Source organism: Sphingobium agri, from assembly GCF_023051225.1.
In the GTDB taxonomy this organism is placed as follows: Bacteria; Pseudomonadota; Alphaproteobacteria; order Sphingomonadales; family Sphingomonadaceae; genus Sphingobium; species Sphingobium agri.
This window is the reverse complement of sequence record NZ_JALKHS010000007.1, coordinates 74,641-95,593: the sequence shown is the minus strand read 5'-3', so window position 1 is coordinate 95,593 and position 20,953 is coordinate 74,641. Positions and strand designations below refer to the sequence as shown.

Annotated in this window: 23 protein-coding genes; 13 read left to right on the top strand and 10 right to left on the bottom strand. The window is 63.6% G+C overall.

Features of this window, described 5'->3' with window-relative positions:
* The first annotated feature begins 11 nt into the window (after nucleotides 1-11).
* The 3 genes from MU848_RS11015 (at nucleotide 12) to MU848_RS11005 (ending at nucleotide 2,550) form a co-directional block, all read left to right on the top strand.
* Entirely contained in the window at nucleotides 12-515 is a 504-nt protein-coding gene (locus MU848_RS11015; RefSeq protein ID WP_247231893.1) for a DUF2793 domain-containing protein, read from the top strand.
* A gap of 177 nt (nucleotides 516-692) precedes the next feature.
* On the top strand, nucleotides 693-1,781 hold the full coding sequence (locus MU848_RS11010; protein ID WP_247231891.1) for an OmpA family protein: 1,089 nt from the start codon (nucleotides 693-695) through the stop codon (nucleotides 1,779-1,781).
* Between the two features lie 220 nt (nucleotides 1,782-2,001).
* On the top strand, nucleotides 2,002-2,550 hold the full coding sequence (locus tag MU848_RS11005; RefSeq protein ID WP_201513414.1) for a superoxide dismutase family protein: 549 nt from the start codon (nucleotides 2,002-2,004) through the stop codon (nucleotides 2,548-2,550).
* A 27-nt stretch (nucleotides 2,551-2,577) separates the two neighbouring features.
* On the opposite strand, the gene thpR is transcribed toward MU848_RS11005, so the two are convergent.
* Nucleotides 2,578-3,123, bottom strand: a complete 546-nt coding sequence (gene thpR, locus MU848_RS11000) for an RNA 2',3'-cyclic phosphodiesterase (RefSeq protein ID WP_247231941.1) — start codon at nucleotides 3,121-3,123, stop codon at nucleotides 2,578-2,580.
* A gap of 159 nt (nucleotides 3,124-3,282) precedes the next feature.
* Between thpR and MU848_RS10995 the strand changes: the two genes are divergently transcribed.
* Nucleotides 3,283-4,017: a Bax inhibitor-1/YccA family protein gene (locus MU848_RS10995; protein WP_201513415.1), complete on the top strand. Its 735-nt coding sequence runs from the start codon at nucleotides 3,283-3,285 to the stop codon at nucleotides 4,015-4,017.
* Between the two features lie 79 nt (nucleotides 4,018-4,096).
* On the opposite strand, the gene MU848_RS10990 is transcribed toward MU848_RS10995, so the two are convergent.
* The 3 genes from MU848_RS10990 to MU848_RS10980 form a co-directional block, all read right to left on the bottom strand.
* The gene (locus MU848_RS10990) at nucleotides 4,097-4,726 is read right to left on the bottom strand and encodes a glutathione S-transferase family protein (RefSeq protein WP_247231889.1); all 630 of its coding nucleotides are present in this window, start codon (nucleotides 4,724-4,726) and stop codon (nucleotides 4,097-4,099) included.
* 215 nt (nucleotides 4,727-4,941) lie between these two features.
* Nucleotides 4,942-7,260, bottom strand: coding sequence for an ATP-dependent Clp protease ATP-binding subunit ClpA (gene clpA, locus MU848_RS10985; RefSeq protein WP_201513417.1), 2,319 nt, complete (start codon nucleotides 7,258-7,260; stop codon nucleotides 4,942-4,944).
* Between the two features lie 157 nt (nucleotides 7,261-7,417).
* Complete coding sequence (locus MU848_RS10980) at nucleotides 7,418-7,615, bottom strand: DUF1192 domain-containing protein (protein WP_097091141.1); 198 nt, start codon at nucleotides 7,613-7,615, stop codon at nucleotides 7,418-7,420.
* Nucleotides 7,616-7,716: 101 nt separating this feature from the next.
* Here MU848_RS10980 and MU848_RS10975 point away from each other — a divergent pair, with 101 nt between their 5' ends.
* From MU848_RS10975 to MU848_RS10945, 7 genes are all read left to right on the top strand, one after another.
* Nucleotides 7,717-8,721, top strand: a complete 1,005-nt coding sequence (locus tag MU848_RS10975) for an NAD(P)H-quinone oxidoreductase (RefSeq protein ID WP_247231887.1) — start codon at nucleotides 7,717-7,719, stop codon at nucleotides 8,719-8,721.
* Nucleotides 8,722-8,822: 101 nt separating this feature from the next.
* On the top strand, nucleotides 8,823-9,683 hold the full coding sequence (locus MU848_RS10970; RefSeq protein WP_247231885.1) for a UDP-2,3-diacylglucosamine diphosphatase: 861 nt from the start codon (nucleotides 8,823-8,825) through the stop codon (nucleotides 9,681-9,683).
* The gene (locus MU848_RS10965; protein ID WP_247231883.1) at nucleotides 9,683-10,711 is read left to right on the top strand and encodes a glycosyltransferase family 4 protein; all 1,029 of its coding nucleotides are present in this window, start codon (nucleotides 9,683-9,685) and stop codon (nucleotides 10,709-10,711) included. Before MU848_RS10970 ends, MU848_RS10965 begins: the two co-directional genes overlap by 1 nt.
* 114 nt (nucleotides 10,712-10,825) lie before the next feature.
* The gene (locus MU848_RS10960; RefSeq protein WP_097091145.1) at nucleotides 10,826-11,509 is read left to right on the top strand and encodes a DUF1013 domain-containing protein; all 684 of its coding nucleotides are present in this window, start codon (nucleotides 10,826-10,828) and stop codon (nucleotides 11,507-11,509) included.
* A gap of 62 nt (nucleotides 11,510-11,571) precedes the next feature.
* The gene (locus MU848_RS10955) at nucleotides 11,572-13,278 is read left to right on the top strand and encodes a long-chain-fatty-acid--CoA ligase (RefSeq protein WP_247231881.1); all 1,707 of its coding nucleotides are present in this window, start codon (nucleotides 11,572-11,574) and stop codon (nucleotides 13,276-13,278) included.
* Nucleotides 13,279-13,321: 43 nt separating this feature from the next.
* The gene (gene msrA / locus MU848_RS10950; protein WP_247231879.1) at nucleotides 13,322-13,855 is read left to right on the top strand and encodes a peptide-methionine (S)-S-oxide reductase MsrA; all 534 of its coding nucleotides are present in this window, start codon (nucleotides 13,322-13,324) and stop codon (nucleotides 13,853-13,855) included.
* Nucleotides 13,856-14,104: 249 nt separating this feature from the next.
* On the top strand, nucleotides 14,105-14,371 hold the full coding sequence (locus tag MU848_RS10945; RefSeq protein ID WP_236574897.1) for a hypothetical protein: 267 nt from the start codon (nucleotides 14,105-14,107) through the stop codon (nucleotides 14,369-14,371).
* 231 nt (nucleotides 14,372-14,602) lie between these two features.
* Here the strand turns inward: MU848_RS10945 and MU848_RS10940 are convergent, their stop codons facing one another.
* Nucleotides 14,603-15,559: an L-threonylcarbamoyladenylate synthase gene (locus tag MU848_RS10940; protein WP_201513423.1), complete on the bottom strand. Its 957-nt coding sequence runs from the start codon at nucleotides 15,557-15,559 to the stop codon at nucleotides 14,603-14,605.
* 109 nt (nucleotides 15,560-15,668) lie between these two features.
* On the opposite strand from MU848_RS10940, the gene MU848_RS10935 reads away from it, so the two are divergent.
* The gene (locus tag MU848_RS10935; protein WP_247231877.1) at nucleotides 15,669-16,487 is read left to right on the top strand and encodes an ATP-binding protein; all 819 of its coding nucleotides are present in this window, start codon (nucleotides 15,669-15,671) and stop codon (nucleotides 16,485-16,487) included.
* A 211-nt stretch (nucleotides 16,488-16,698) separates the two neighbouring features.
* Here MU848_RS10935 and MU848_RS10930 read toward each other — a convergent pair whose 3' ends face one another.
* On the bottom strand, nucleotides 16,699-18,027 hold the full coding sequence (locus MU848_RS10930; RefSeq protein WP_247231875.1) for a PQQ-dependent sugar dehydrogenase: 1,329 nt from the start codon (nucleotides 18,025-18,027) through the stop codon (nucleotides 16,699-16,701).
* 41 nt (nucleotides 18,028-18,068) lie between these two features.
* Complete coding sequence (locus MU848_RS10925) at nucleotides 18,069-18,368, bottom strand: hypothetical protein (protein WP_247231948.1); 300 nt, start codon at nucleotides 18,366-18,368, stop codon at nucleotides 18,069-18,071.
* Between the two features lie 93 nt (nucleotides 18,369-18,461).
* Between MU848_RS10925 and MU848_RS10920 the strand changes: the two genes are divergently transcribed.
* Nucleotides 18,462-18,671 (top strand): hypothetical protein, encoded by a 210-nt coding sequence (locus MU848_RS10920; RefSeq protein WP_176502176.1) that lies wholly within the window; start codon nucleotides 18,462-18,464, stop codon nucleotides 18,669-18,671.
* Between the two features lie 10 nt (nucleotides 18,672-18,681).
* Here MU848_RS10920 and argC read toward each other — a convergent pair whose 3' ends face one another.
* Genes argC through MU848_RS10905 form a run of 3 tightly spaced genes read right to left on the bottom strand, consistent with a single transcriptional unit; the run spans nucleotide 18,682 to nucleotide 20,898 of the window.
* On the bottom strand, nucleotides 18,682-19,626 hold the full coding sequence (gene argC, locus MU848_RS10915) for an N-acetyl-gamma-glutamyl-phosphate reductase (RefSeq protein ID WP_247231873.1): 945 nt from the start codon (nucleotides 19,624-19,626) through the stop codon (nucleotides 18,682-18,684).
* A complete protein-coding gene (locus tag MU848_RS10910) occupies nucleotides 19,623-20,531 on the bottom strand; it encodes a C40 family peptidase (protein ID WP_247231871.1) in 909 nt (302 codons plus the stop codon). Before MU848_RS10910 ends, argC begins: the two co-directional genes overlap by 4 nt.
* Nucleotides 20,491-20,898 carry a MarR family winged helix-turn-helix transcriptional regulator gene (locus MU848_RS10905; RefSeq protein ID WP_097091154.1) on the bottom strand — a complete coding sequence of 136 codons (408 nt, stop codon included), beginning with the start codon at nucleotides 20,896-20,898 and terminating at the stop codon, nucleotides 20,491-20,493. The genes MU848_RS10910 and MU848_RS10905 overlap by 41 nt, the downstream gene beginning before the upstream one ends.
* Nucleotides 20,899-20,953: the final 55 nt, after the last annotated feature.

Sequence of the window (20,953 nt, the reverse complement as noted above, 5' to 3'; positions counted from 1 at the left end):
AAATTCGACATATGACGAGCGATGCGACGCCGCGCTGGGTGCTGCCGAACCTGTTTGCCGGGCAGGCTCAGAAGGAACTGTTCCATAACGAGGCTTTGGCAAGGATCGACATGCTGTTGCACGGCCAGGTGGAGAGCGCGGACGAGGGTACGCCGCCGCTGTCGCCCGGGGAAGGGCAATGCTGGATCATCGCTGCGGGCGCCACGGGAAGCTGGCTTGGCCGGGAGGGATCGGTCGCGTGCTGGACCGATGGCGGATGGCGTTATGCCGAGCCTCGTGCGGGTCTGGTCCTGTGGGTGGCGGACAGGGGGCACATCATGCAATTCGATGGCCACGGATGGGCCGACGGAGCCGTGCGGAGCGATGGGCTCTATGCCGGAGGTTTGCGCGTGGTGGGGACGCGGCGTCCGGCCATCGGCAACCCTGTGGGAGGGGGTTCCGTCGACAGTGAAGCGAGGAGTTCCATAGCGGCTATTCTTTCCGCGATGCGGGATCATGGATTGATCGAAACATGACTTGAACGTGCCCGACTTTTACAGTGCTGGTGCACGGAAATGCTTATATATCGGGGCTCCCGCAGTCCGCTGATGCATTTTGGCAACAGTTTCACCAAATGTGGACTTGCCATGAAACTTTCTTGCCGATACATGGTTTCAGCAGTCCTTCGTGACACTTTTGAAAGGGGAATCCAAATGCGGAAGCTTGCCCTCGCGGCTGCGCTTGCGACCAGTGCCCTGGCCACCCCGGCCCTGGCGCGTGATGATAGCTGGTATATCGGTATCGAATCCGGCGTCACCATCGTTGAAGATCAGGACATCACTTTCAGCCCCGGTTTCGATCCGTTCACGGGCGCTCCCACTGCCAGCACCACGCTGGAAAATGTGGACTACCACAAGGGTTGGGACGCTGACGCCGTCATCGGTTACGACTTCGGTGGTTTCCGCCTTGAAGCCGAAGCTGGCTACAAGCGTGCCAAGGTCGACCTGGACAACAGCCAGTTCGGCGGTTCCGTTTCGGCTCTCTCGTTCATGCTGAACGGTCTGCTTGACTTCGGTTCGGACGATGGCCTGCAGGGCTTCGTCGGCGGCGGTGTCGGCGTTTCGCGCGCCAAGCTCGCCAACGACCTGGTCAACGACAGCGACACCGGTTTCGCCTGGCAGGCGCTGGCTGGCATTCGCTATCCGCTGACCAACAACCTCGACGTTTCGCTGAAGTATCGCTTCTTCAACCAGGACGACATCAACCTCGTCCCGGCTTACACCACTGCGGTGGGCGTTGCTGGCGGTGACGTCGAAACGAAGCTGCGTACGCACAGCCTTCTGCTGGGTCTGACCTACAACTTCGGTGGTGAACCGGCTGCTCCTCCGCCGCCCCCGCCGCCGCCCCCGCCGCCCCCGCCGCCTCCGCCGCCGCCTCCGCCGGTCGCTGAGTGCAGCCCTGGGCCGTACATCGTCTTCTTCGAATGGGACAAGTCGGACATCACGCCTGACGCCGCCACCATTCTGGACAACGCGGTTTCGGCCTACAGCAACTGCGGCAGCGCCCAGGTCATGCTGGCAGGCTATGCGGACCGTTCGGGTTCGGCCTCGTACAACGTCGGCCTGTCGCAGCGCCGTGCGGACGCCGTCAAGGCCTACATGGCTTCGAAGGGCATCCCCGATGGTGTGATGACGACCCAGGCGTTCGGTGAATCGAACCCCCGCGTCGAAACCGCCGACGGTGTTCGCGAACTGCAGAACCGTCGTGTGGAAATCACCTACGGTCCGGGTTCGGGTCAGTAAGCAAGATCTCCATCTTTCGGGATGGATCAAGGTTGAGGGGCTGGTCGAAAGACCGGCCCCTTTTCCTTTGCGGGGTGTAGGGCGACATGGTGCTGCACAGCACCGGAGGAAAGGGGAGCGGCGGCGATCCGCTCGTCGGCTTGGCATTCTGAACTATATGCGCAACAAACAGCGTCTTGCTGCGTTCGCCAGCCATGCTTCATCGGGAGTGCATTTGATCATGAAACGTGCTGCAATCGTCTTCGCGCCGCTCGCCCTTAGTCTTGCCGCATGTGCAAGCACTGACGTCAGCACCGTCAATAGCGGGGCCGCTGGAGCCTCCAGCGCCCGCGCCGTTCTTCTGGCGGCGGATGGTTCGCGCCGCGGCGAGGCCATGGTGACCGAAGCGGTGGACGGCTTGCATGTGGCGGTACGGGCGATGGGGATCACCCCTGGAGTTCATGCGGTTCACGTGCACATGACGGGTACTTGCACGCCTCCCGACTTTGCCAGCGCGGGCGGCCATTGGAACCCCACGGCCAGGCAGCATGGCAAGGACAATCCTGCGGGCATGCACATGGGGGATATGCCGAACCTCACCGCTGGTGCCGATGGCACGGGCCGGATGGAGTTCGTGATAGCTGGCGCTACGCTACGTAGCGGAGCCAATGCTGTGCTCGACGCGGATGGCGCCGCGATCGTGGTTCATGCGCAGGCGGATGATAACAAGACCGATCCTGCGGGGAATGCAGGCGGGCGCATCGCCTGTGGGATATTGTCCGCTGCGTAAGGCGGCATCGTGGTGGGCGCATACACTCTATAAAGGGGCGGACGTGGCGGGATAGGTCGCCGCAATCTCATAATGCGCGCCGCTCTGGGTCAAATGGCTTTCGAACAGGGCAAATTCATCTACGGTGAAAGGCGCACTGGAGAGACCGGCATGATGGGTGATGAAGCCGTCCGTATCGCCACCGCTCCTTCCGAAGCGCGCCAGGGTTATATGGGGCAGGTAGGCGCGTTCTTCTGCCGGGAAGCCTGCTGCGACGCAGACGCGGTCAATCTTCCGGTGAAGGTGTTGGAGAGCATCGTGCGGCTGGACGCCTGCCCATAATATATGGGTGCGTCCCTTGCGATCGAACTGGCCGAGGCCCGCCAAGGAGAGCGAGAAGGGGGAAAAGCGAAGGGACGACAGCGCTTCCGCAAGGTCATTGGCGTGGTGGCGGTCGGCATCGCCTATGAAGCGCAACGTCAGGTGAAGTTGATCGTCATCCTGCCAGCGTGCTCCGGCAATGCCGCCCATCAACGACAGCAACCGCGTCCGAATGTCCTCCGGCGGGCGAATGGCGACGAACAGGCGGTGCATGTTGCCGATATAGTGAGGCCCGGCCGAGGCGCTAGCGGACAAGCGTGCCGATGTGGCGCTATTCCTTCCCCGGAGCGTTGGCTCTTCCCTTGAATTGCCACTCATATGGGGCGATAATAGCGATATCGGCGAAAGTGCGCCGGCGAAGGAGACTATCTCATGGCCAATTGGTCTGACCCCCGATCGAATATTGCCGGTTTCGGCGGGGCGACAGTGGCGCGCGGCGAGGCTTTCGACGCTGGCCTGCGCAGCTACATGCTATCGGTTTACAATTATATGGCGAGCGGCGTGCTGCTGACCGGCATCGTCGCAATGCTGTTCGCGTCCAGCGGCTTTGCCTACCAGATCCTGGCTGGGCCGGGCATTCTAAAATATGTGATCATGCTCGCACCGCTTGCCTTCGTGATGGTGATGAGCTTCGGCATGAACCGGCTGTCGACGGTCGCCATGCAGGCTCTGTTCTGGGCCTATGCGGTGACGATGGGGCTTTCGCTCTCGTCGGTCCTGCTGGTTTATACCGGTACGTCAGTGGCGCAGACCTTCTTCGCGACGGCTGCGGCTTTCGCGGGGCTCAGCCTGTGGGGCTACACGACGAAGAAGGATCTGTCGGGCTTCGGCACCTTCCTGATCATGGGCGTGGTCGGCCTGCTGGTCGCATCGCTCATCAACCTGTTCCTGCGCTCTAGCGCGCTGGACATGGTGGTCAGCTTCATCGGTGTACTGCTGTTCGCAGGCCTCACCGCCTACGACACGCAGAAGATCAAGAGCATCTACGCCCATGTCGCAGGGACCGACATGATGGGCAAGTCGGTGGTGATGGGGGCGCTGAACCTTTATCTCGACTTCATCAACATGTTCCTGTTCCTGCTGCGCTTCATGGGCAATCGCGACTGATCGCACGCTTGCGGACGAATCGAAAAGGCCCGGTGGAGCGATCCGCCGGGCCTTTTTCTATGGGGTGGTTCAAGAGGAATCAGGATGACTTCTGCATCTGCGCAATGAGCGCGCCGTCCAGTTCCTTCTGCCGTTTGTAGGCCGGGCGTTCGCGCAGGCGGGCGGCATAGGCTTCGAAGGCTGGGCGGCTATCGATGGTGCCGAAGGTCAGGCCCCAATCCACCTGAGAACCGACATAAACATCGGCGGCGGTGAACTGGTCGCCGCAGATCCATTGGCCGCCCGACACCGCCTTTTCCAGTGTGGTGACGGTCTGGTCATAGCTGCCATAGCCCATCGAGCGCTCCCGGCCTTCCGGCACAGTGAGGCCGAGCGACTTGTTGGAGACCGCCGCCTCGACCGGACCAGCGGCGAAGAACAGCCAGCGATAATAGTCTGCCCGCTGATCGACGGGCGGGGCGAGACCGGCGTCCGGGAAAGCATCGGCCAGATAGGCGCAGATCGCGGCCGCCTCGGTCACGACCTTGCCCTTGTGCACGATGGCGGGAACCTTGCCCATCGGGTTGATGGCGAGATAGTCGGCCGCCTTCATCGTGCCGTCATAGTCGAGGATGGTCATGTCGTAGGGTTGGCCAACCTCCTCCAGCATCCAGCGGGCGATTTGTCCGCGCGACATGGGGTTCGTGTAGAAGGCGATGTCTGTGGGCATGGGGTTCTCCCTTAAGTGCGTGAGAGGGAGAGTGCCGCAAGTCGAGGCTGTGGACTATCGGGAATTTTTGGTTGGTGGCTGCCTCGGCTGTTGCGCTGGCCCACCCCCTGGCCCCTCCCGCTTGCGGGAGGGGGGACAAGTTGATCCTGGCCTCTTTGCCCCAAAAAAAGGGCGGCTACAGGAGCCGCCCTTTCATCTCATTCTCTTCAGTCCGCTTACTTGGCCGGTTCGGCGGGCTTGGCCTTGCCACCCTTCTTGCCCTTCTTGGGGGCCGCCGGGATGATCTCGAAGGCGAGCGCCTCGTCCTTCAGCCTGACATGCACTTCACCGCCATGCACCAGCTTGCCGAACAGCAGTTCCTCAGCGAGCGGCTGCTTGATCTTTTCCTGCATCAGGCGGCCCATCGGGCGAGCACCGTAGAGCTTGTCATAGCCCTTCTTGGTGAGCCAGCCCTTCGCCTCGTCGTCCAGCGTGATGTGGACGTCGCGGTCGGCCAGTTGCAGTTCCAGTTGCAGCACGAACTTGTCGATGACCCGCGCCACGATCTCCGGCGGCAGATAGCCGAAGGGAACGATGGCATCGAGACGGTTGCGGAATTCCGGGGTGAAGAGCTTCTTCACCGCATCTTCCTGCACATCGTCGCGGGTCAGTTCGCCAAAGCCGATGCTTTCCTTCGCCATGTCCGACGCACCGGCATTGGTGGTCATGATGAGGATGGTGTTGCGGAAGTCCACCGTCTTGCCATGGTGATCGGTCAGGCGGCCATTATCCATCACTTGCAACAGGATGTTGAACAGGTCCGGGTGGGCCTTCTCGATCTCGTCCAGCAGGAGGACGCTGTGCGGGTTCTGATCGACCGCATCGGTCAGCAGGCCGCCCTGATCATAGCCGACATAGCCCGGAGGGGCGCCGATCAGGCGGCTGACCGAGTGGCGTTCCATATATTCCGACATGTCGAACCGCTGGAGCGGAATGCCGAGCAGGTTGGCCAGCTGGCGCGCCACCTCCGTCTTGCCGACGCCGGTCGGGCCGGAGAAGAGATAGCTGCCGATCGGCTTTTCCGGATCGCGCAAGCCCGCCCGCGACAACTTGATCGCGGAGGACAGAACTTCGATCGCCCGGTTCTGGCCGAACACGACGCGCTTCAGATCCGTGTCCAACGTCTCCAGCACGGACTTGTCGTCGGCCGAGACGGTCTTGGGAGGGATGCGGGCCATGGTCGCGATGACCTGCTCGATCTCCTTGGGTGTGATCGTCTTCTTGCGCTTCGACGGCACCACCAGCATCTGCATCGCGCCGACTTCGTCGATCACGTCGATCGCCTTGTCCGGCAGTTTGCGATCGTTGATGTAGCGCGCCGACAGCTCCACCGCCGCCTTGATCGCGTCGGGGGTGTATTTGACGTTGTGATGTTCCTCAAAGGCGCTGCGCAGGCCCGCGAGGATCTTGACCGTGTCCTCGACCGAAGGTTCGTTGACGTCGATCTTCTGGAACCGGCGCAGCAGCGCGCGGTCCTTCTCGAAATGGTTGCGGAACTCCTTGTAGGTGGTGGAGCCGATGCAACGGATCGTGCCGCCCGACAAGGCGGGCTTGAGCAGGTTGGACGCGTCCATCGCCCCGCCGCTGGTGGCGCCAGCGCCGATGACGGTGTGGATTTCATCGATGAAGAGGACCGCATGCGGCATCTTCTCAAGTTCAGTGACGACAGCCTTCAGCCGCTCCTCGAAATCACCGCGATAGCGCGTGCCCGCGAGCAGCGCGCCCATGTCGAGGGAATAGATCACCGCTTCCTTCAAGACGTCGGGAACCTCGCCCTCGACGATCTTGCGCGCCAAGCCCTCCGCGATCGCGGTCTTGCCGACGCCCGGATCGCCCACATAGAGCGGGTTGTTCTTCGACCGGCGGCACAGGATCTGGATCGTCCGGTCGACTTCGGCGCTGCGGCCGATCAGCGGGTCAACCTTGCCCCGCGTCGCCTTCTCATTGAGGTTGACCGTGAACTGCTCCAAGGCACTGTCCTTCTTGCCCTTGCTGTCCTGCGCCTTCTTTTCCTCCTCCTGAGAGCCCTTGGCGGCGCTCTGTTCAGGAGCGGCAGTACCCTTGCCGACGCCGTGGCTGATGTAGCTGACGGCATCCAGTCGGCTCATGTCCTGCTGCTGGAGGAAATAGACGGCGTAACTCTCCCTCTCGGAGAAAAGCGCGACGAGCACATTGGCTCCCGTCACTTCATCCTTTCCGGAAGATTGCACGTGCAGGATGGCGCGCTGGACCACGCGCTGGAAACCGCTGGTGGGGGATGGGTCGCTTGATCCCTCCAGCTTCAGGCTGTCGAGTTCGCTGTCGAGATATTGGGTGACGGCGTCGCCCAGTTCGCCAAGCTCTACACCGCACGCCTGCATCACCTTCGAAGCATGCTCGTCATCGATCAGCGCGAGGAGCAGATGCTCCAGCGTCGCATATTCGTGGCGGCGCTCCGACGCATGGGTCAGCGCGTTGTGCAACGTGGTTTCAAGGGCGGGTGCGAAAGATGGCATTTCTATTCTACTCCTGAGCCCGCAAGAGGGGCTGTCTTGAACCATATGTCGGCATTGCTCGACGGCGGATCAAGGAGGGGTCCCTGATCGCCGGAATTGCCAGACTGCCCGTGCCCGAAGAGACCCTGTTCAGGGCCGCAGGGGGCGGGGCGCGGGTTCATCGCTTGAATAACGCCTCGGCACTTGATTTGTGGTTAACGGCGCTTTCAATCTTTGATCTGGTGCGGGCTATTTCACCCTCCAGCGCCGCGATGCGCTCTTCCAGATCGGCAAGGGACAAGGGACCCAAATCCTGTCGAAGCAGTTGGGCCAGCGGATCATCAATCTTGCGAGGCAGATCGTCGTCCATGTCCATATATGCCAATGTTGACCCTCGCGGCGGCTCTGTCAATAAGGGGCTTGAGCCGCTGGCGAATTTCAGCTGCGGCTTGATGATGGGGCTGGGGGAACGTGATCATGGCGATTGAGGCGGCGTTGCCCCAGGAAATGATGGCGGTCGCCATTCCCGTTCCGGGCGGCCCTGAGGCGCTGGTGCCCGAACGCCGCCCTGTGCCGGTTCCGGCCGAGGATGAGGTGCTGATCCAGGTGGCGGCGGCGGGCGTCAACCGGCCTGATGTCTTGCAGCGGCAAGGAAAATATCCGCCGCCGCCGGGCGCTTCGGACATTCCTGGGCTGGAAGTTGCCGGAACCATCGTCGCGGCTGGCGGCAGCGCCGGACGGCTGATCGGCCAGCGCGTCTGCGCCCTGCTGCCGGGCGGCGGCTATGCGGAATATGCGGTCGCGCCTGCCGGGCAGTGCCTCCCCGTTCCGGACAGCTATGACATTGTCGAGGCGGCGGCCTTGCCAGAGACGCTCTTCACCGTCTGGACCAATTTGTTCGAGCGGGCCTATGTCGTCGTCGGCGACACGGTGCTGGTGCATGGCGGGACCAGCGGCATCGGCACCATGGCGATTTCGCTTTGCCGCCTGTTCGATATCACCATCATCGTCACTTGCGGCAGCGACGCGAAATGCGAGCAGGCAAAGGCGTGGGGCGCGGATCATGCCATCAATTACCGGGACCAGGACTTTGTCGAGGAGGTGAAGCGCATCACCGGCGGGCAGGGCGTGCAGGCGGTGCTGGACATGGTGGGCGGGAACTATGTGCCGCGCAATCTCCAATGCCTTGCCGAAGATGGCCGCCATGTATCCATCGCGGTGTTGGGCGGTCCAAAGGCGGAAATCTTCATTCCGGCGGTGATGTCCCGGCGGCTGACGCTGACCGGATCGACGCTGCGCCCTCGCTCCTCCGCCTTCAAGAGCCTCGTTGCGGATGAAATCGTCCGTGAGGTCTGGAGCTTCGTCCAGGAAGGCAGGCTGCGGCCGGCGATGGACCAGCGCTTCCCGCTCGCCGAGGCGGCACGGGCTCATGCGCGGATGGATGCCGGGGAGCATTTCGGCAAGATCGTGCTGACCGTCTGACGCGGCGCCACAGTAGCAATTCCGTCACATTGGGCGCGGGATTGTAACATTGCCCGGCTAAGGATTCGGTCCCGAGGACAACAGCTCCAAAGGCCCGCTTCATGAATGCCATCACGCGCTTGCCCTTTCTGGCGGACATGGATGAAGGCGCGCACAGCCTCGATACGCCAGAGCGTGCGGGGAAGCGCAAACGCTACCGCACCATCTGGATCTCCGATATCCATCTCGGCACGCGCGGCTGCAATGCCCGGATGCTGATCGACTTCCTCGACAGCGTCGATAGCGAGACAATGTATCTGGTCGGCGACATCATCGACGGCTGGAAGTTGAAGCGCCGCTTCTACTGGCCTGCCGCGCATAATGACGTGGTCTGGCGCATCATGAAGCGGGCCAAGCGCGGCACCCGCGTCGTCTATATTCCCGGCAATCATGACGAAATGTTCCGCCAGTTCACCGGCCTCAGCTTCGGCGGCGTCGAAATCAGGCGCAAGGCGATCCATGAGACCGCCGATGGCCGCAAGCTCCTCGTGCTGCACGGGGACGAGTTCGATACCATCATGCTCGCCCATCGATGGCTCGCTTTCGTGGGGGACGCGGCCTACACGTTGCTGATGCGCCTGAACGTCGTGGTGAACGCCGTCCGCCAACGCATGGGCCTGCCCTATTGGTCGCTCAGCAAGATGGCCAAGCACAAGGTCAAGAATGCGGTAGAGTTCATCTCCCGCTTTGAGGAAGTCGTCGCGCATCAGGCGGGCACGCGCGGCGTCGATGGTGTCGTGTGCGGTCATATCCACAATGCCGAAATGCGCGAGATAGGCGGCATCCAATATTATAATGACGGCGATTGGGTGGAAGGCTGCACGGCGCTGGTCGAACATTTCGACGGACGCATGGAGGTGCTGCACTGGGCCGATGAGGTTGCCGCGCGCACCGCCGCCGCCGACGCGAAGATGGCCGCCTGATGCGCATCGTCATTGTGACCGACGCTTGGTCGCCCCAGGTGAACGGCGTCGTCCGGACGCTCCAGACCATCATGGCGGAGCTTGAGGCGCGGGGTCATGCCGTCAAGATCATCTCGCCCGATCTCTACGGTTCTTTCCCTTGCCCGACCTATCCGGAAATCCGGCTCGCCTTCGTCCGGCCGAGCGTCGTTGGCGAGGCGATCGCGGCCTTTCAGCCGGACGCGGTCCATATTGCGACCGAGGGGCCATTGTGTCTGGCTGCGCGGCGCTGGTGCCTGCGGGGCGGGGTGCCTTTCACCACGGCATATCACACGCATTTTCCCGACTATGTCTCGCGCCGGACGGGGCTGCCCGCCAGCTGGTTCTGGTCCTATATCCGCTGGTTCCATGGTCCTGCCCGGGCGGTGCTCGTCTCCACCGGATCGGTGCGGCAGCAGCTCCGCGCGCATGGCCTGGCGCAGGTGCGGCCGTGGGGCAGGGGCGTGGACCTTGCCGCCTTCACGCCCGAGGCAGAGCCGCCAGCGCTCTTCGCTAGCTTGCCGCGGCCCATCCAGCTCTATGTCGGCCGCGTCGCGATCGAGAAGAATCTCGAAGCCTTTCTCGGGAACGCGCATTCCGGCAGCAAGGTCGTGGTGGGCGATGGTCCTGCCCGGACCCAGCTGGAAACCGCCTATCCCGACGCGCATTTTCTCGGTCCGCTGTTCGGGGCAGAGCTTGCAGGCGCCTATGCGGGGGCTGACGTGTTCGTCTTCCCCAGCCGCACCGACACGTTCGGCCTTGTCATGATAGAGGCGATGGCCTGCGGGACGCCCGTCGCCGCTTATCCCGTCAGCGGCCCGATCGACATCGTGACCCCGGCGAGCGGCGCGCTTTCCGATGATCTGGAGGACGCCATCACCCTCGCGCTGCGTTGCGATCGTGCCGCCTGCGCCGCCCAAGGCCGACGCTTCAGTTGGGCACGCAGCGCCGACGAGTTTCTCACCGGCCTTCATTGCATCGATGCCGCCGCGAGAGACAGCGCGGGCTGACGCTTTTCCTTGCTCCACCGGGCTTCTTGCACTATCTCAGGACGGGCGTGGCCGCCCTGCTTGGGCGGCCCTTGTTGTTTTTAGTGCCGGAGAATCCTCGTGTCCCAGCCTCTCATGCCCCATGCGACCGCCAGCTGGCTGGTCGACAATACCGCGCTCGGCTTTGATCAGATCGCGGAATTTTGCGGGCTGCACATCCTGGAAGTACAGGCGATCGCGGATGACACGGCTGGCATCAAATATACCGGCCGCGATCCCGTACGTGCCCATGAAATCACCATGGACGAAATCCACAAGGGTGAGGCGAACCCCGACTATCGCCTCAAGATGCTGAAGGGTCCCGAGCCGGTTCGCCGTACCAAGGGGCCGCGCTACACGCCGGTGTCGAAGCGTCAGGACAAGCCAGATGGCATCGCCTGGATCCTGCGCAACCATCCGGAAATCTCGGACGGCGCGATCGGCAAGCTGATCGGCACCACCCGCACCACGATCGCCGCGATCCGCGACCGCACGCACTGGAACATTTCCAACATCGTGCCCAAGGATCCGGTGACGCTAGGCCTCTGTTCGCAGCGCGAGCTAGATGCGCTGGTGACCAAGGCTGCGAAGAAGGCCGGTATCGAAGCGCCGACCGACTCCCGCCTGGATGGCGACCGCGAAGCGCTGATCGAAGAACTGCGCCGCGAGCGCGACGATGCCGCCCGCCGCGCCGAGGAAGCGTTGAAGAGCGAGTCCGACCTGATCTCGGGCGCCGCGACCATCCTCGACCCGTTCAGCAACAACCAGGGTCAGGTCTGATCCTCTTCTGACGCCCTGCTTTACGCTTGCGTAAAGCAGGGGTCCGGCTTACACCTGCCTTAATGGAGAGCAGCGAAGCGGTCTGGAAAGACCATTATAATCATCCCAATGCCTGGGATCAGTCCTTTCCCCCCCTGTCGATGGTCGACATGGTCGTCGCCAGCGCGAAGGCCAATCCCGACGCGGCGATGATCGATTTCCTCGGCCGCCACACGACCTATGGCGAGATGCTGCACGCCATCCGCCGCGTGGCCAGAGGCCTTCAGGACATGGGCGTGCGCAAGGGCGACCGGGTCGGCCTCTACCTTCCCAACGTCCCCCATTATGTCGCCGCCTATTATGGAGCGACGATGGCGGGGGCGATCGTCGTCAATTTCTCCCCCCTCTACACCGCCGCCGAACTGGAACATCAGGTCGAGGATAGCGGCACAAAGATCCTCTTCACTCTGTCCGCCAAGGCGCTGCTGCCGACCGCGCTGGAGGTGCTGGACAATAGCAGCCTGGAACGGCTCGTCGTCGGCTGCGTGGCCGAGGCATTGCCCCCCGCCAAGTCGGTCCTCTTCCGCCTCTTCAAGCGCAAGGAGACGGCGCAGATCCCCCATGATCCGCGCATCACCAACTATGCCGACCTGTTGCGCCATGGCGAAGATCCGGCGGCTGTGGAGATCGATCCCGTCAACGATGTCGCCCTGCTGCAATATACCGGCGGCACCACGGGGCGGCCCAAAGGCGCGATGCTGACCCACCAGAATCTGACAGCCAACGCCCGCCAGATCCGCCTCATCGACCCCCACCCGGAGGCCGTCGATCGCATCATCGCGGTGCTGCCCTTCTTCCACGTCTTCGCCAACACCTGCGTCCTCAACCGCACGGTGCTGAACGGCGGAGAGATGGTCATGCTGCCCCGCTTCGAAGCCGTGCAGGTGCTCGCGGCGATCCAGCGGACCAGCCCCACATCGATGCCCGGCGTGCCCACCATGTTTCAGGCGCTGCTCGATCATCCGGCGACGCCCAATATCGACTTCTCCTCGCTGCGCCTCTGCATTTCCGGCGGCGCGCCATTGCCGCTCGAAGTCAAGCAGCGGTTCGAGGCTGCGACGGGCGCGAAGCTGGTCGAAGGCTATGGCCTTACCGAAAGCAGCCCCGTCGTCTGCTCCAATCCCTATGAGGGGCTGAACAAGTCAGGCACCGTGGGCCAGCCGATCCCCGGCACCCACGTCAAGCTGGTCGATCGCGAAGACCCGACCCGCCCGCCGCCCCCCGGAGAACCGGGCGAACTAGTCTTCGCCGGGCCGCAGATCATGAAGGGCTATTGGCAACGCCCCGACGCCGACAAGGACGTCTTTGTCGATGGCTGGCTTCGCACGGGCGATGTCGGCCTCATCGACGAGGACGGCTATGTGAAGATCGTCGACCGTTTGAAGGACATGATCGCCGTCGGTGGCTTCAAGGTGTTCCCAAGCCAGGTCGAAGCGGTGCTCTACCATCACCCCGCCGTCAAGGAAGCGCTGGTGATCGGCATCCCCGACGCCTATCGCGGCGAATGCCCCAAGGCGTTCGTCACGCTTCAGGAGGGCGCCGACATCGATGGCGAGGGCCTGAAAGCCTGGCTCAACCCGCAGCTCGGCAAGCACGAAAAGGTCTGCGAGGTCGAAGTCCGCCTGAACCTGCCCAAGACGCTGGTCGGCAAATTGTCGCGCAAGGAACTGGTCGCCGAGGAACGGGCCAAGGCGCAGTCAGCGACGCGGCAGGCTGGAACCACTGCCTGACCGTCCCTATCTTGTGCGCCACACAGGATAAGGAACCAAGCGAATGGCCGAAGACATCGCGACGCTGGCAGGTGGCTGCTTCTGGTGCACCGAGGCGGTCTACCAAAATCTGAAAGGCGTCCGGTCAGTCGAGAGCGGCTATATCGGCGGCCAGTTGCCAAACCCGAGCTATGAGCAGGTCTGCTCCGGCGCGACCGGCCATGCCGAAGCGATCCGCATCGCCTATGATCCGGAGGAGATCTCCTATGGCGACTTGCTCGACATCTTCTTCGCCACGCATGATCCGACGACGCTGAACCGCCAGGGCAACGACATCGGCACCCAATATCGCTCGGCCATCTTCCCCCATTCGCGCGAGCAGGAAGCGGAAGCCAAGGCCGCGATCGCCCGCGCGCAACCGGATCAGCCGAGCCCGATCGTCACCACCATCGAACCCGATGCGCCCTGGTATCCCGCCGAGGACTACCACCAGAAATATTGGGATCGCGTCGGCGATCGGAACCCCTATTGCATGGCGGTCATCCCGCCCAAGCTCGCCAAATTGCGCAAAGGCTTCGCCGAACGGATCGAAGGCTGATTACCGAAAATAGGCCCCTCCCTTTCAAGGGAGGGGGAAGGGGTGGGTAGCGAGCGCCAGCGAGCCTCTTCTTCCAACACCCTTCTTGCGTTCGCCCTGAGCCTGTCGAAGGGCGTTCTTCCTTTTCTTAGAAGAACGAGGCTTCCACAGGCTCATCCCAGACGGGAATAGATTGGAAACCCCAAAAGCGCTTAGGCTAAGGTTAATCCAGACCATGCCATGCCCGCAGCAGTTCACAGGGGAATATCCATGCGCCCATTCATGACGATCGCCGCAGCCGCTATCATGCTCACGCTGCCGGGCTGCATCGCAAAGACGGCGCTCGACGTCGCCACACTGCCGGTCCGCGCCGGGGCGCAGGCCGCAGACTGGGCGACCACCAGCCAGGAAGAGTCCGACCGCAACTACGGCCGCCGCATGCGCAAGCAAGAGGCACGCGAAGCCCGCGAACGCAAGGAAGCCGAAGAACAACGCCGCCGCGAATGCAAACGCGCTGGCTATCGGGATTGTTATTGAGCGCGCAGGTACGGACGTAGGCGATTTGCGAAGCCATCCGTCAGTAACAGAGTCCGTCCAATCTACATCACTCACCCCGTTCGGGCTGAGCTTGTCGAAGCCCTTCCCTCCTAAAAAAGGTAGAACCCTTCGACAGGCTCAGGGCGAACGGATTTGGAATGGAGCATCTAAGGCACTAAGCCAAAAATCCTCTGCGCCTCTGCGCGAATCCAAAAATCTATGATCGCCGGATCAAGCCGCCGCCCGCCGCAACCGATCATTGATCGCCACCCCGATCCCTTCGTCCGGGATGGGCGCCACCGCGATATGCGACGCAGCACTCGCATCGGCCACATGCAGCGCCGCGAACAGGTTGGCCGCCGCTTCCTGCACATCGGCATCGGGGCTGAGGTTCAGATTGCAGGGCATCAGGCCAAAGCCGATCAGATATTCATCCTTCTCCGCCCGCAATGCATTGAGGCGCACCGGCTTGGATGGCGCATAATGGCTTTCCAGCTGTCCCGGCGCTTCGATCCTGGCCTTCTCCGCCCCGACCACCACCGGAAGCCCGCTCGCTTCCTCCAGCATCGCCGCCGTCACCGGCCCGGGCCGCAGCAGCCGGATGCGATCTTCCTCCGGTGCCGCGATCGTCGATTCCAGCCCCTCGCTCGTCGGCCCTTCGTCCAGGATCAGCCGCACCTTGCCGTTGAGGCTGGCCAGCACATGCTCCGCGCGCGTCGGGCTGATCGCGCCGCTGCGATTGGCGGACGGCGCGGCAAGCGGCCGGTGGCTCTCCCGGATCAGCGCCCGCATCGCGGGGTGCGCGGGCAGGCGTAACGCCACGGTCGGCAGGCCCGCCGTCACCAGCGATGACAGGCCGCTTCCTTCCCGCACCGGCAGCACCATGGTCAGCGCGCCGGGCCAGAAGCGCGCTGCCAGCCGGTCCGCCACTGGCGAAAAGACGGCAAGCCGCTCCGCCATCTGCTGGTCCGCGACATGGACGATCAGCGGGTTGAAGCTTGGCCGCCCCTTGGCGCTGTAGATTGCCGCGACCGCGCTATCGTCCGTCGCATCGGCGGCGAGGCCATAGACCGTCTCGGTCGGCACCGCGACCGGCTCGCCCGCGCGGATCAGCAATGCGGCCTCGCGCAGGGCTTCGGTGCCATAGCGGCAGATGCGGGTGGAATAGACAGGATTTGGGATGGTCACGGCCCCCGCGGTATAAGCCCCTGCGACGTGGAGTAAAAGTCCATTACTACAGAAGAATGACAGGCCCGTTCGCCTTGCCGGGGCGGGGCAGGGGGGCTAAGCCCGCCGCATGACCGACGATATCCTCAGCCGCATCGCCAGCGCGCTTGAGCGCATGGCACCGCCGCCCGCGCCCTCGGCGGACCTCAGCGCCGCATCCGCCTATGTCTGGGACGGCAGCGCGATCCAGGCTGTCGACGCGTTCGAGCCGGTAAATTATGACCTCCTGACCGGCATCGATGCGCAAAAGGCGACGCTGCTCGAAAACACCCGCCGCCACGCTGCGCACCATGCCGCGCATGACGTGCTGCTCTGGGGCGCGCGCGGCACGGGCAAGTCCGCCGTCGTCGCCGCTGTCGTTGACCGGCTCCAACGGGAAGGGGCGGACATCGCCCTGCTGCAATGCGCGATCGATGAACTGGCCAGCCTGCCGCGCCTCTTTTCGCTCCTGCGCACGACGCAGCGGCCTTTCATCCTCTTCCTCGACGACCTCGGCTTTGACGAAGGCGGCGTCGGTGACGCACGCGCGCTGCGCTCCCTGCTTCAGGGCGGGACGGCGGCGCGGCCCACCAATGTCCGCCTCTACGTCACCTCGAACCGCCGCCACATCGTTCCGCGCCACCTTTCCGAGCAGGATGACCCCGTCAATCCGCGCGACGTCATCGACGACAAGATGGCGCTGTCCGATCGCTTCGGCCTCAGCCTCGGCTTTCACGCGATCGACCAGCAGGCTTATGTCGACATCGTCACCGGCTATGCCGACAGCCTCGGCCTCAGCTTCGACCCGCTCGAAGCGATCCAGTGGGCGACGCAGCGCGGCAGCCGGTCGGGCCGCGTCGCCTGGCAATATGTGGTGGAGCTGGCAGGCCGCAACGGCCGCGCGCTCTGATCCTTTGTTTGCCGATTTCCTAACCAGCACTCGGTTTGGAGCGCTTGGAAATCGTCCATGATCATGTTTTGAATGATCGTCACCCCGGACTTGATCCGGGGTCCCGCTTCTTATCTGACGCCGCCCGGGGAGCGGGACCCCGGGTCAGGCCCGGTGTGACGGAAAAGGAGCCTTGGTGCGGATGCGCCCGCATATGCGATCACGGCCTCAATCACTTGCCCCCAGTCACCCGCCAGATCACGCCGCCGACATCGTCGCTGACCAGCAGCGCGCCCTTCGCGTCGCCAGCGACATCGACCGGCCGCCCCCGCGCATTGCCGTCCGCATCCAGAAAGCCGGTCAGCACATCGACAGGCTTGGCCTTGCTCACTTCGCCATTGGCGGCGAAGGGCACGAAGACCACCTTGTAACCCGCCGCAGGCTTGCGGTTCCAGCTGCCGTGCAGTCCGACAAAGGCTCCGTTCGCGAACGCGCCGCCGATCTTCACCTTGTCGGCAAAGGCCAGCCCCAGCGGCGCGACATGATTGCCCAGCGCATAGTCGGGGCGCTTGGTATATTCGCGCACTTCCGGCCGTTGCGGCTGGACGCGGCGATCCTCATAACCGCCCCAATAATTCCACGGCCAGCCATAAAAGCCGCCGAACTCGATCCGGGTCAGATAGTCGGGCACCAGGTCGCTGCCCAGCATGTCGCGCTCATTCACGACACCCCACAGCGCGCCGCTCTTGGGCTCGAATGCCAGCCCGACCGGATTGCGCAGGCCCGAAGCATAGATGCGATAGTCGCCGGTCCTGGGATTGACCTCCAGCACCGCCGCCCGGTTTGCTTCGCCTTCCAGGCCGTCTTCGGCAATATTGCTGTTGGACCCGACGCCGACATAGAGCAGCCCCGTCGGGCCAGCCGTCAGGCTCTTGGTCCAGTGCATGTTCGGCGCATTGGCGGGGAGGTTCAGGATCTTGCGCCCCTTGGCGGTGATCCGCGTCTCGCCCTCCTTATAGGGGAAGGCCATCAGCGCGTCGGTATTGGCGACGTAGAGCGTCCCATCGACCAGCGCCATGCCATAGGGCGAATTGAGCCCGGTCAGGAACGGCGTCTTCACCTCCGCGCGCCCGTCGCCATCGGCGTCGCGCAGCAGGGTGATGCGATTGGCCGAAGGCACGCCCGCGCCCGCCTTGTTCATCAGGTAATTCATCACCCGATCGACCAGCCCACCGGACGGGCGCGGCGGGCTGTTCGTCTCGGCCACCAAAATATCGCCATTGGGCAGCACCAGCATCGATCGCGGATGCGCGAGCCCATCGGCAAAGCGCGCGACGGCAAGGCCCTTGGCCGCGACCGGCTTCTCGCCCGCCGTCCACACCTTCACTTCAGCGACGTTGATCGTGGGGATGAGTTCGCTGCGAGGAGCGGTGAACACCGGCTCCTTGCCCGTATCGGCCCCCGCCGCCAGCTTCGCCTTATCCCCTTGCGCCAGATAGAAAATGACGCCCCCAGCGATCAGCAGGAGGATAAGGGTGATGGCGATCAGATGCTTCTTCATGGCGCTTGTCTATGCTGCCGCAACGCGCGCCGCAAGGCGTGCTATCGGTCCCGTTCGCGCAGCCACAGCAGCAGCGCGATCACGCCGCCCAGCGCCGCGCCCGCCAGCAGCCCCGCGCTCGGCTGGTCCATCATGCCGCCGATGATCGCGCCGCCCAGGATCAGCAGCGCGATGATGGCGCCCGCGCCCGTCGGATTCTTCTTGCCATTGGTCATCGCCACCGCCCTTGCCACGACCCGCGGGCCAAGGCCAGCGCTTTGCTCACCGGCCCGCCATGGCACATGCCCGTCCCGATCCAGCACAACTGTACCGCAACGGGACTTGGCTAACGGACCATTCACCCTCGTAACCCGCCGCAGCCCGTCAAAGCATCAAACTGGCACGGCCCTTGAACCCGTTCCTCCCATCGGGGTGAGTTTTTTCAAGGGGTTCTCATGCAGTTGCCATATCTGTCCGGCCGCAAAAGCTATGAGGATGCGGCGGAACTGATGGCGGCCTTTGGTGACAATGCGGGCTATGAAGCGGCAGCGCGCGCAGACCGCAGCCGCGACCTTGGCAACTACATCCATTTCTGCCACTGGCGCCAGATCGAGCGGCTGATCGTGCTGCTCGCGCACGACATGCCGCTCGGCACGGTTCACTAAGCGCCGCGGTTCAGAGCCGCAGCCCGGCCGTCTCCGGCAATCCCGCTAGGATGTTGAGGTTCTGCACCGCAGCACCCGCCGCACCCTTGCCCAGATTGTCGAGCGCCGCCACCAGCCGCACCTGACCCGCATCGTCATTGCCGAAGACGAACAGCGCCAGCCGATCCGTCGCTCCGACATGCTCGATCGCGACCTGGCCAAGCCCCGCGCTTTCCTCAAGCGAAGCAACGCTCACGATCGGCGATCCCGCATAAGCATCCGCCAGCGCCGCATGAATGTCGGCAACCTTGGGCGCACCGGCCATCGCGCGCAGCTGCAAGGGCACCTCGACGATCATGCCGCGATAGGCGTTAGCCACCGCTGGCGCAAAGATCGGCGGATGCGACAGCCCCGAATAGCGCAGCATTTCCGGGATATGCTTGTGCGTCAGGCTAAGCCCATAGGGCCGGAAAGCGCTGGGGGCGCAGCCTTCGCCCTCATATTCCGCAATCATCGCCTTGCCGCCGCCGGAATAGCCCGACGCGCCCGACACCGTCACCGGCCAGTCTGCTGGCAGCAGTCCGCCCAGCACCAGCGGCCGCACCAGCGCCAGGAAGCCGGTCGGCCAGCAGCCCGGGTTGGACACGAACCGCGCTTTTGCCAGCTTTTCCCGATGACCCGGCTCCAGCTCGGCAAAACCATAGGTCCACCCATCCGCCACGCGATGAGCGGTGGACGCATCGATCACGCGCGTGCGGTCATTGTCGATCAAGGCCACCGCTTCGCGCGCGGCGTCATCAGGCAGGCACAGGATCACGATATCGGCGGCGTTCAAAGCCTCCCGCCGTGCCGCCGCATCCTTGCGCTTGTCTTCGTCCAGCGTGATGAAGGACAGTTCGGGCCGTCCGGAAAGCCGCTCGACAATCTCAAGCCCGGTGGTGCCGACCCCGCCATCGATGAAAATCTTGTGAGTCACGCGCCGATCCTCCGCCGCGAAATAATGGGTTCTGCATGATCATCCGCCAGCCGGGCGACCACGTCGGCCAAGGGTTCGACCACCACGGCCATCCAGTGCGCATTGGCATGCAGCAGATTGTCGCCGTCCGTCATGATGCCGACATGGCCGGGGAAGAAAACGAAGTCGCCCCGCCTCAACGGCTCGTCGGAGGGCAGGGGGCTGCCAATGCCCTCGCGCTGCAAGTCCGTGTCGCGCGGCGCCTTGATCCCGCACTGGCCAAGCGCGACCTGGACAAGCCCCGAACAGTCGATGCCGCGATGGCCGCGCCCACCCCACACATAGGGCTGGCCCAGATAGCGCAGCGCCACCGCGACCCAATCGCTTTCCAGAACTTCGGCGCCCACGGCATGGCGCTCATGCACATATCCTTCGGCGCAGGCGACGAAGCCGCCCTCCGCCTTGCCCGTGAAAAGCGCGCCGCCCGGCCAATAGTCGCGAATGGGCGACTTGATATCGGCCGCGCTGAACAGGGGCGCTGTACCAGCAAAGACCCGATGATCGGTCTGTTCGTGCACGTCCAGCGCGTCCCGCCGTACATAGCCGACATAGCCGTCATGCCCGCAAAAGCCCCAGGCCCAGTCGGTCGTGACGTCCAGCGCATGAAAGCTTTCGCCGCGCAGCAATTCGCTTACCGCAGTCGCGGTAACCGTCGCTGAGGCAAGGACCGGCGTTCCCGCCGCGACGCAGGTCAGTTCGATCGAGCGGGCGTAATGGGCTGAAAACAGCACCCCTGCCAACGACAAGTCGGCAAGATCGCCGCGCGCGGCATGGATGCGGCTGTCCAGCTTGACGGAGCGGCCGTCCAGTTTGAACCGGATGCGTTCAGGCGGTGCGTTCCGCAGAGTTGAAGTCGTGGCGTTCATCGCGGCCGGTTCCTGCGATGAAATGGTGAAACGCGTCAAGGAATTCCGCCCCTTTGGCGGTCCGGGTGATGAAAATATTGCGCCGGTCGGCCGCATCGCGCTCCCGGCGAAGATATCCGAGCGCGGAAAGCTTGTTCAGCGCCCGGGTAATCACTGGCTTCGACACATGCAGCGCTTCCGCGAGTCCCCTGACCGTATGCGGCCCGGAGCTGATGTACACTGTCATCATCAGCGCCATTTGCCGATTGGTGAGGTCGGGCCTGCCGGATCGCACATAATCGACCAGCGTTCGCATCCATTGGCCGAGTTGTTTCAGACCGGGGCGGTTGAGCTCAGAGCTCTGATCATGTGCAGAGGCGGCATCCATGCCCCCGTAACGCATAATGCACAATCCGGTTGCGTAACGGCCTCATGCCACAGGA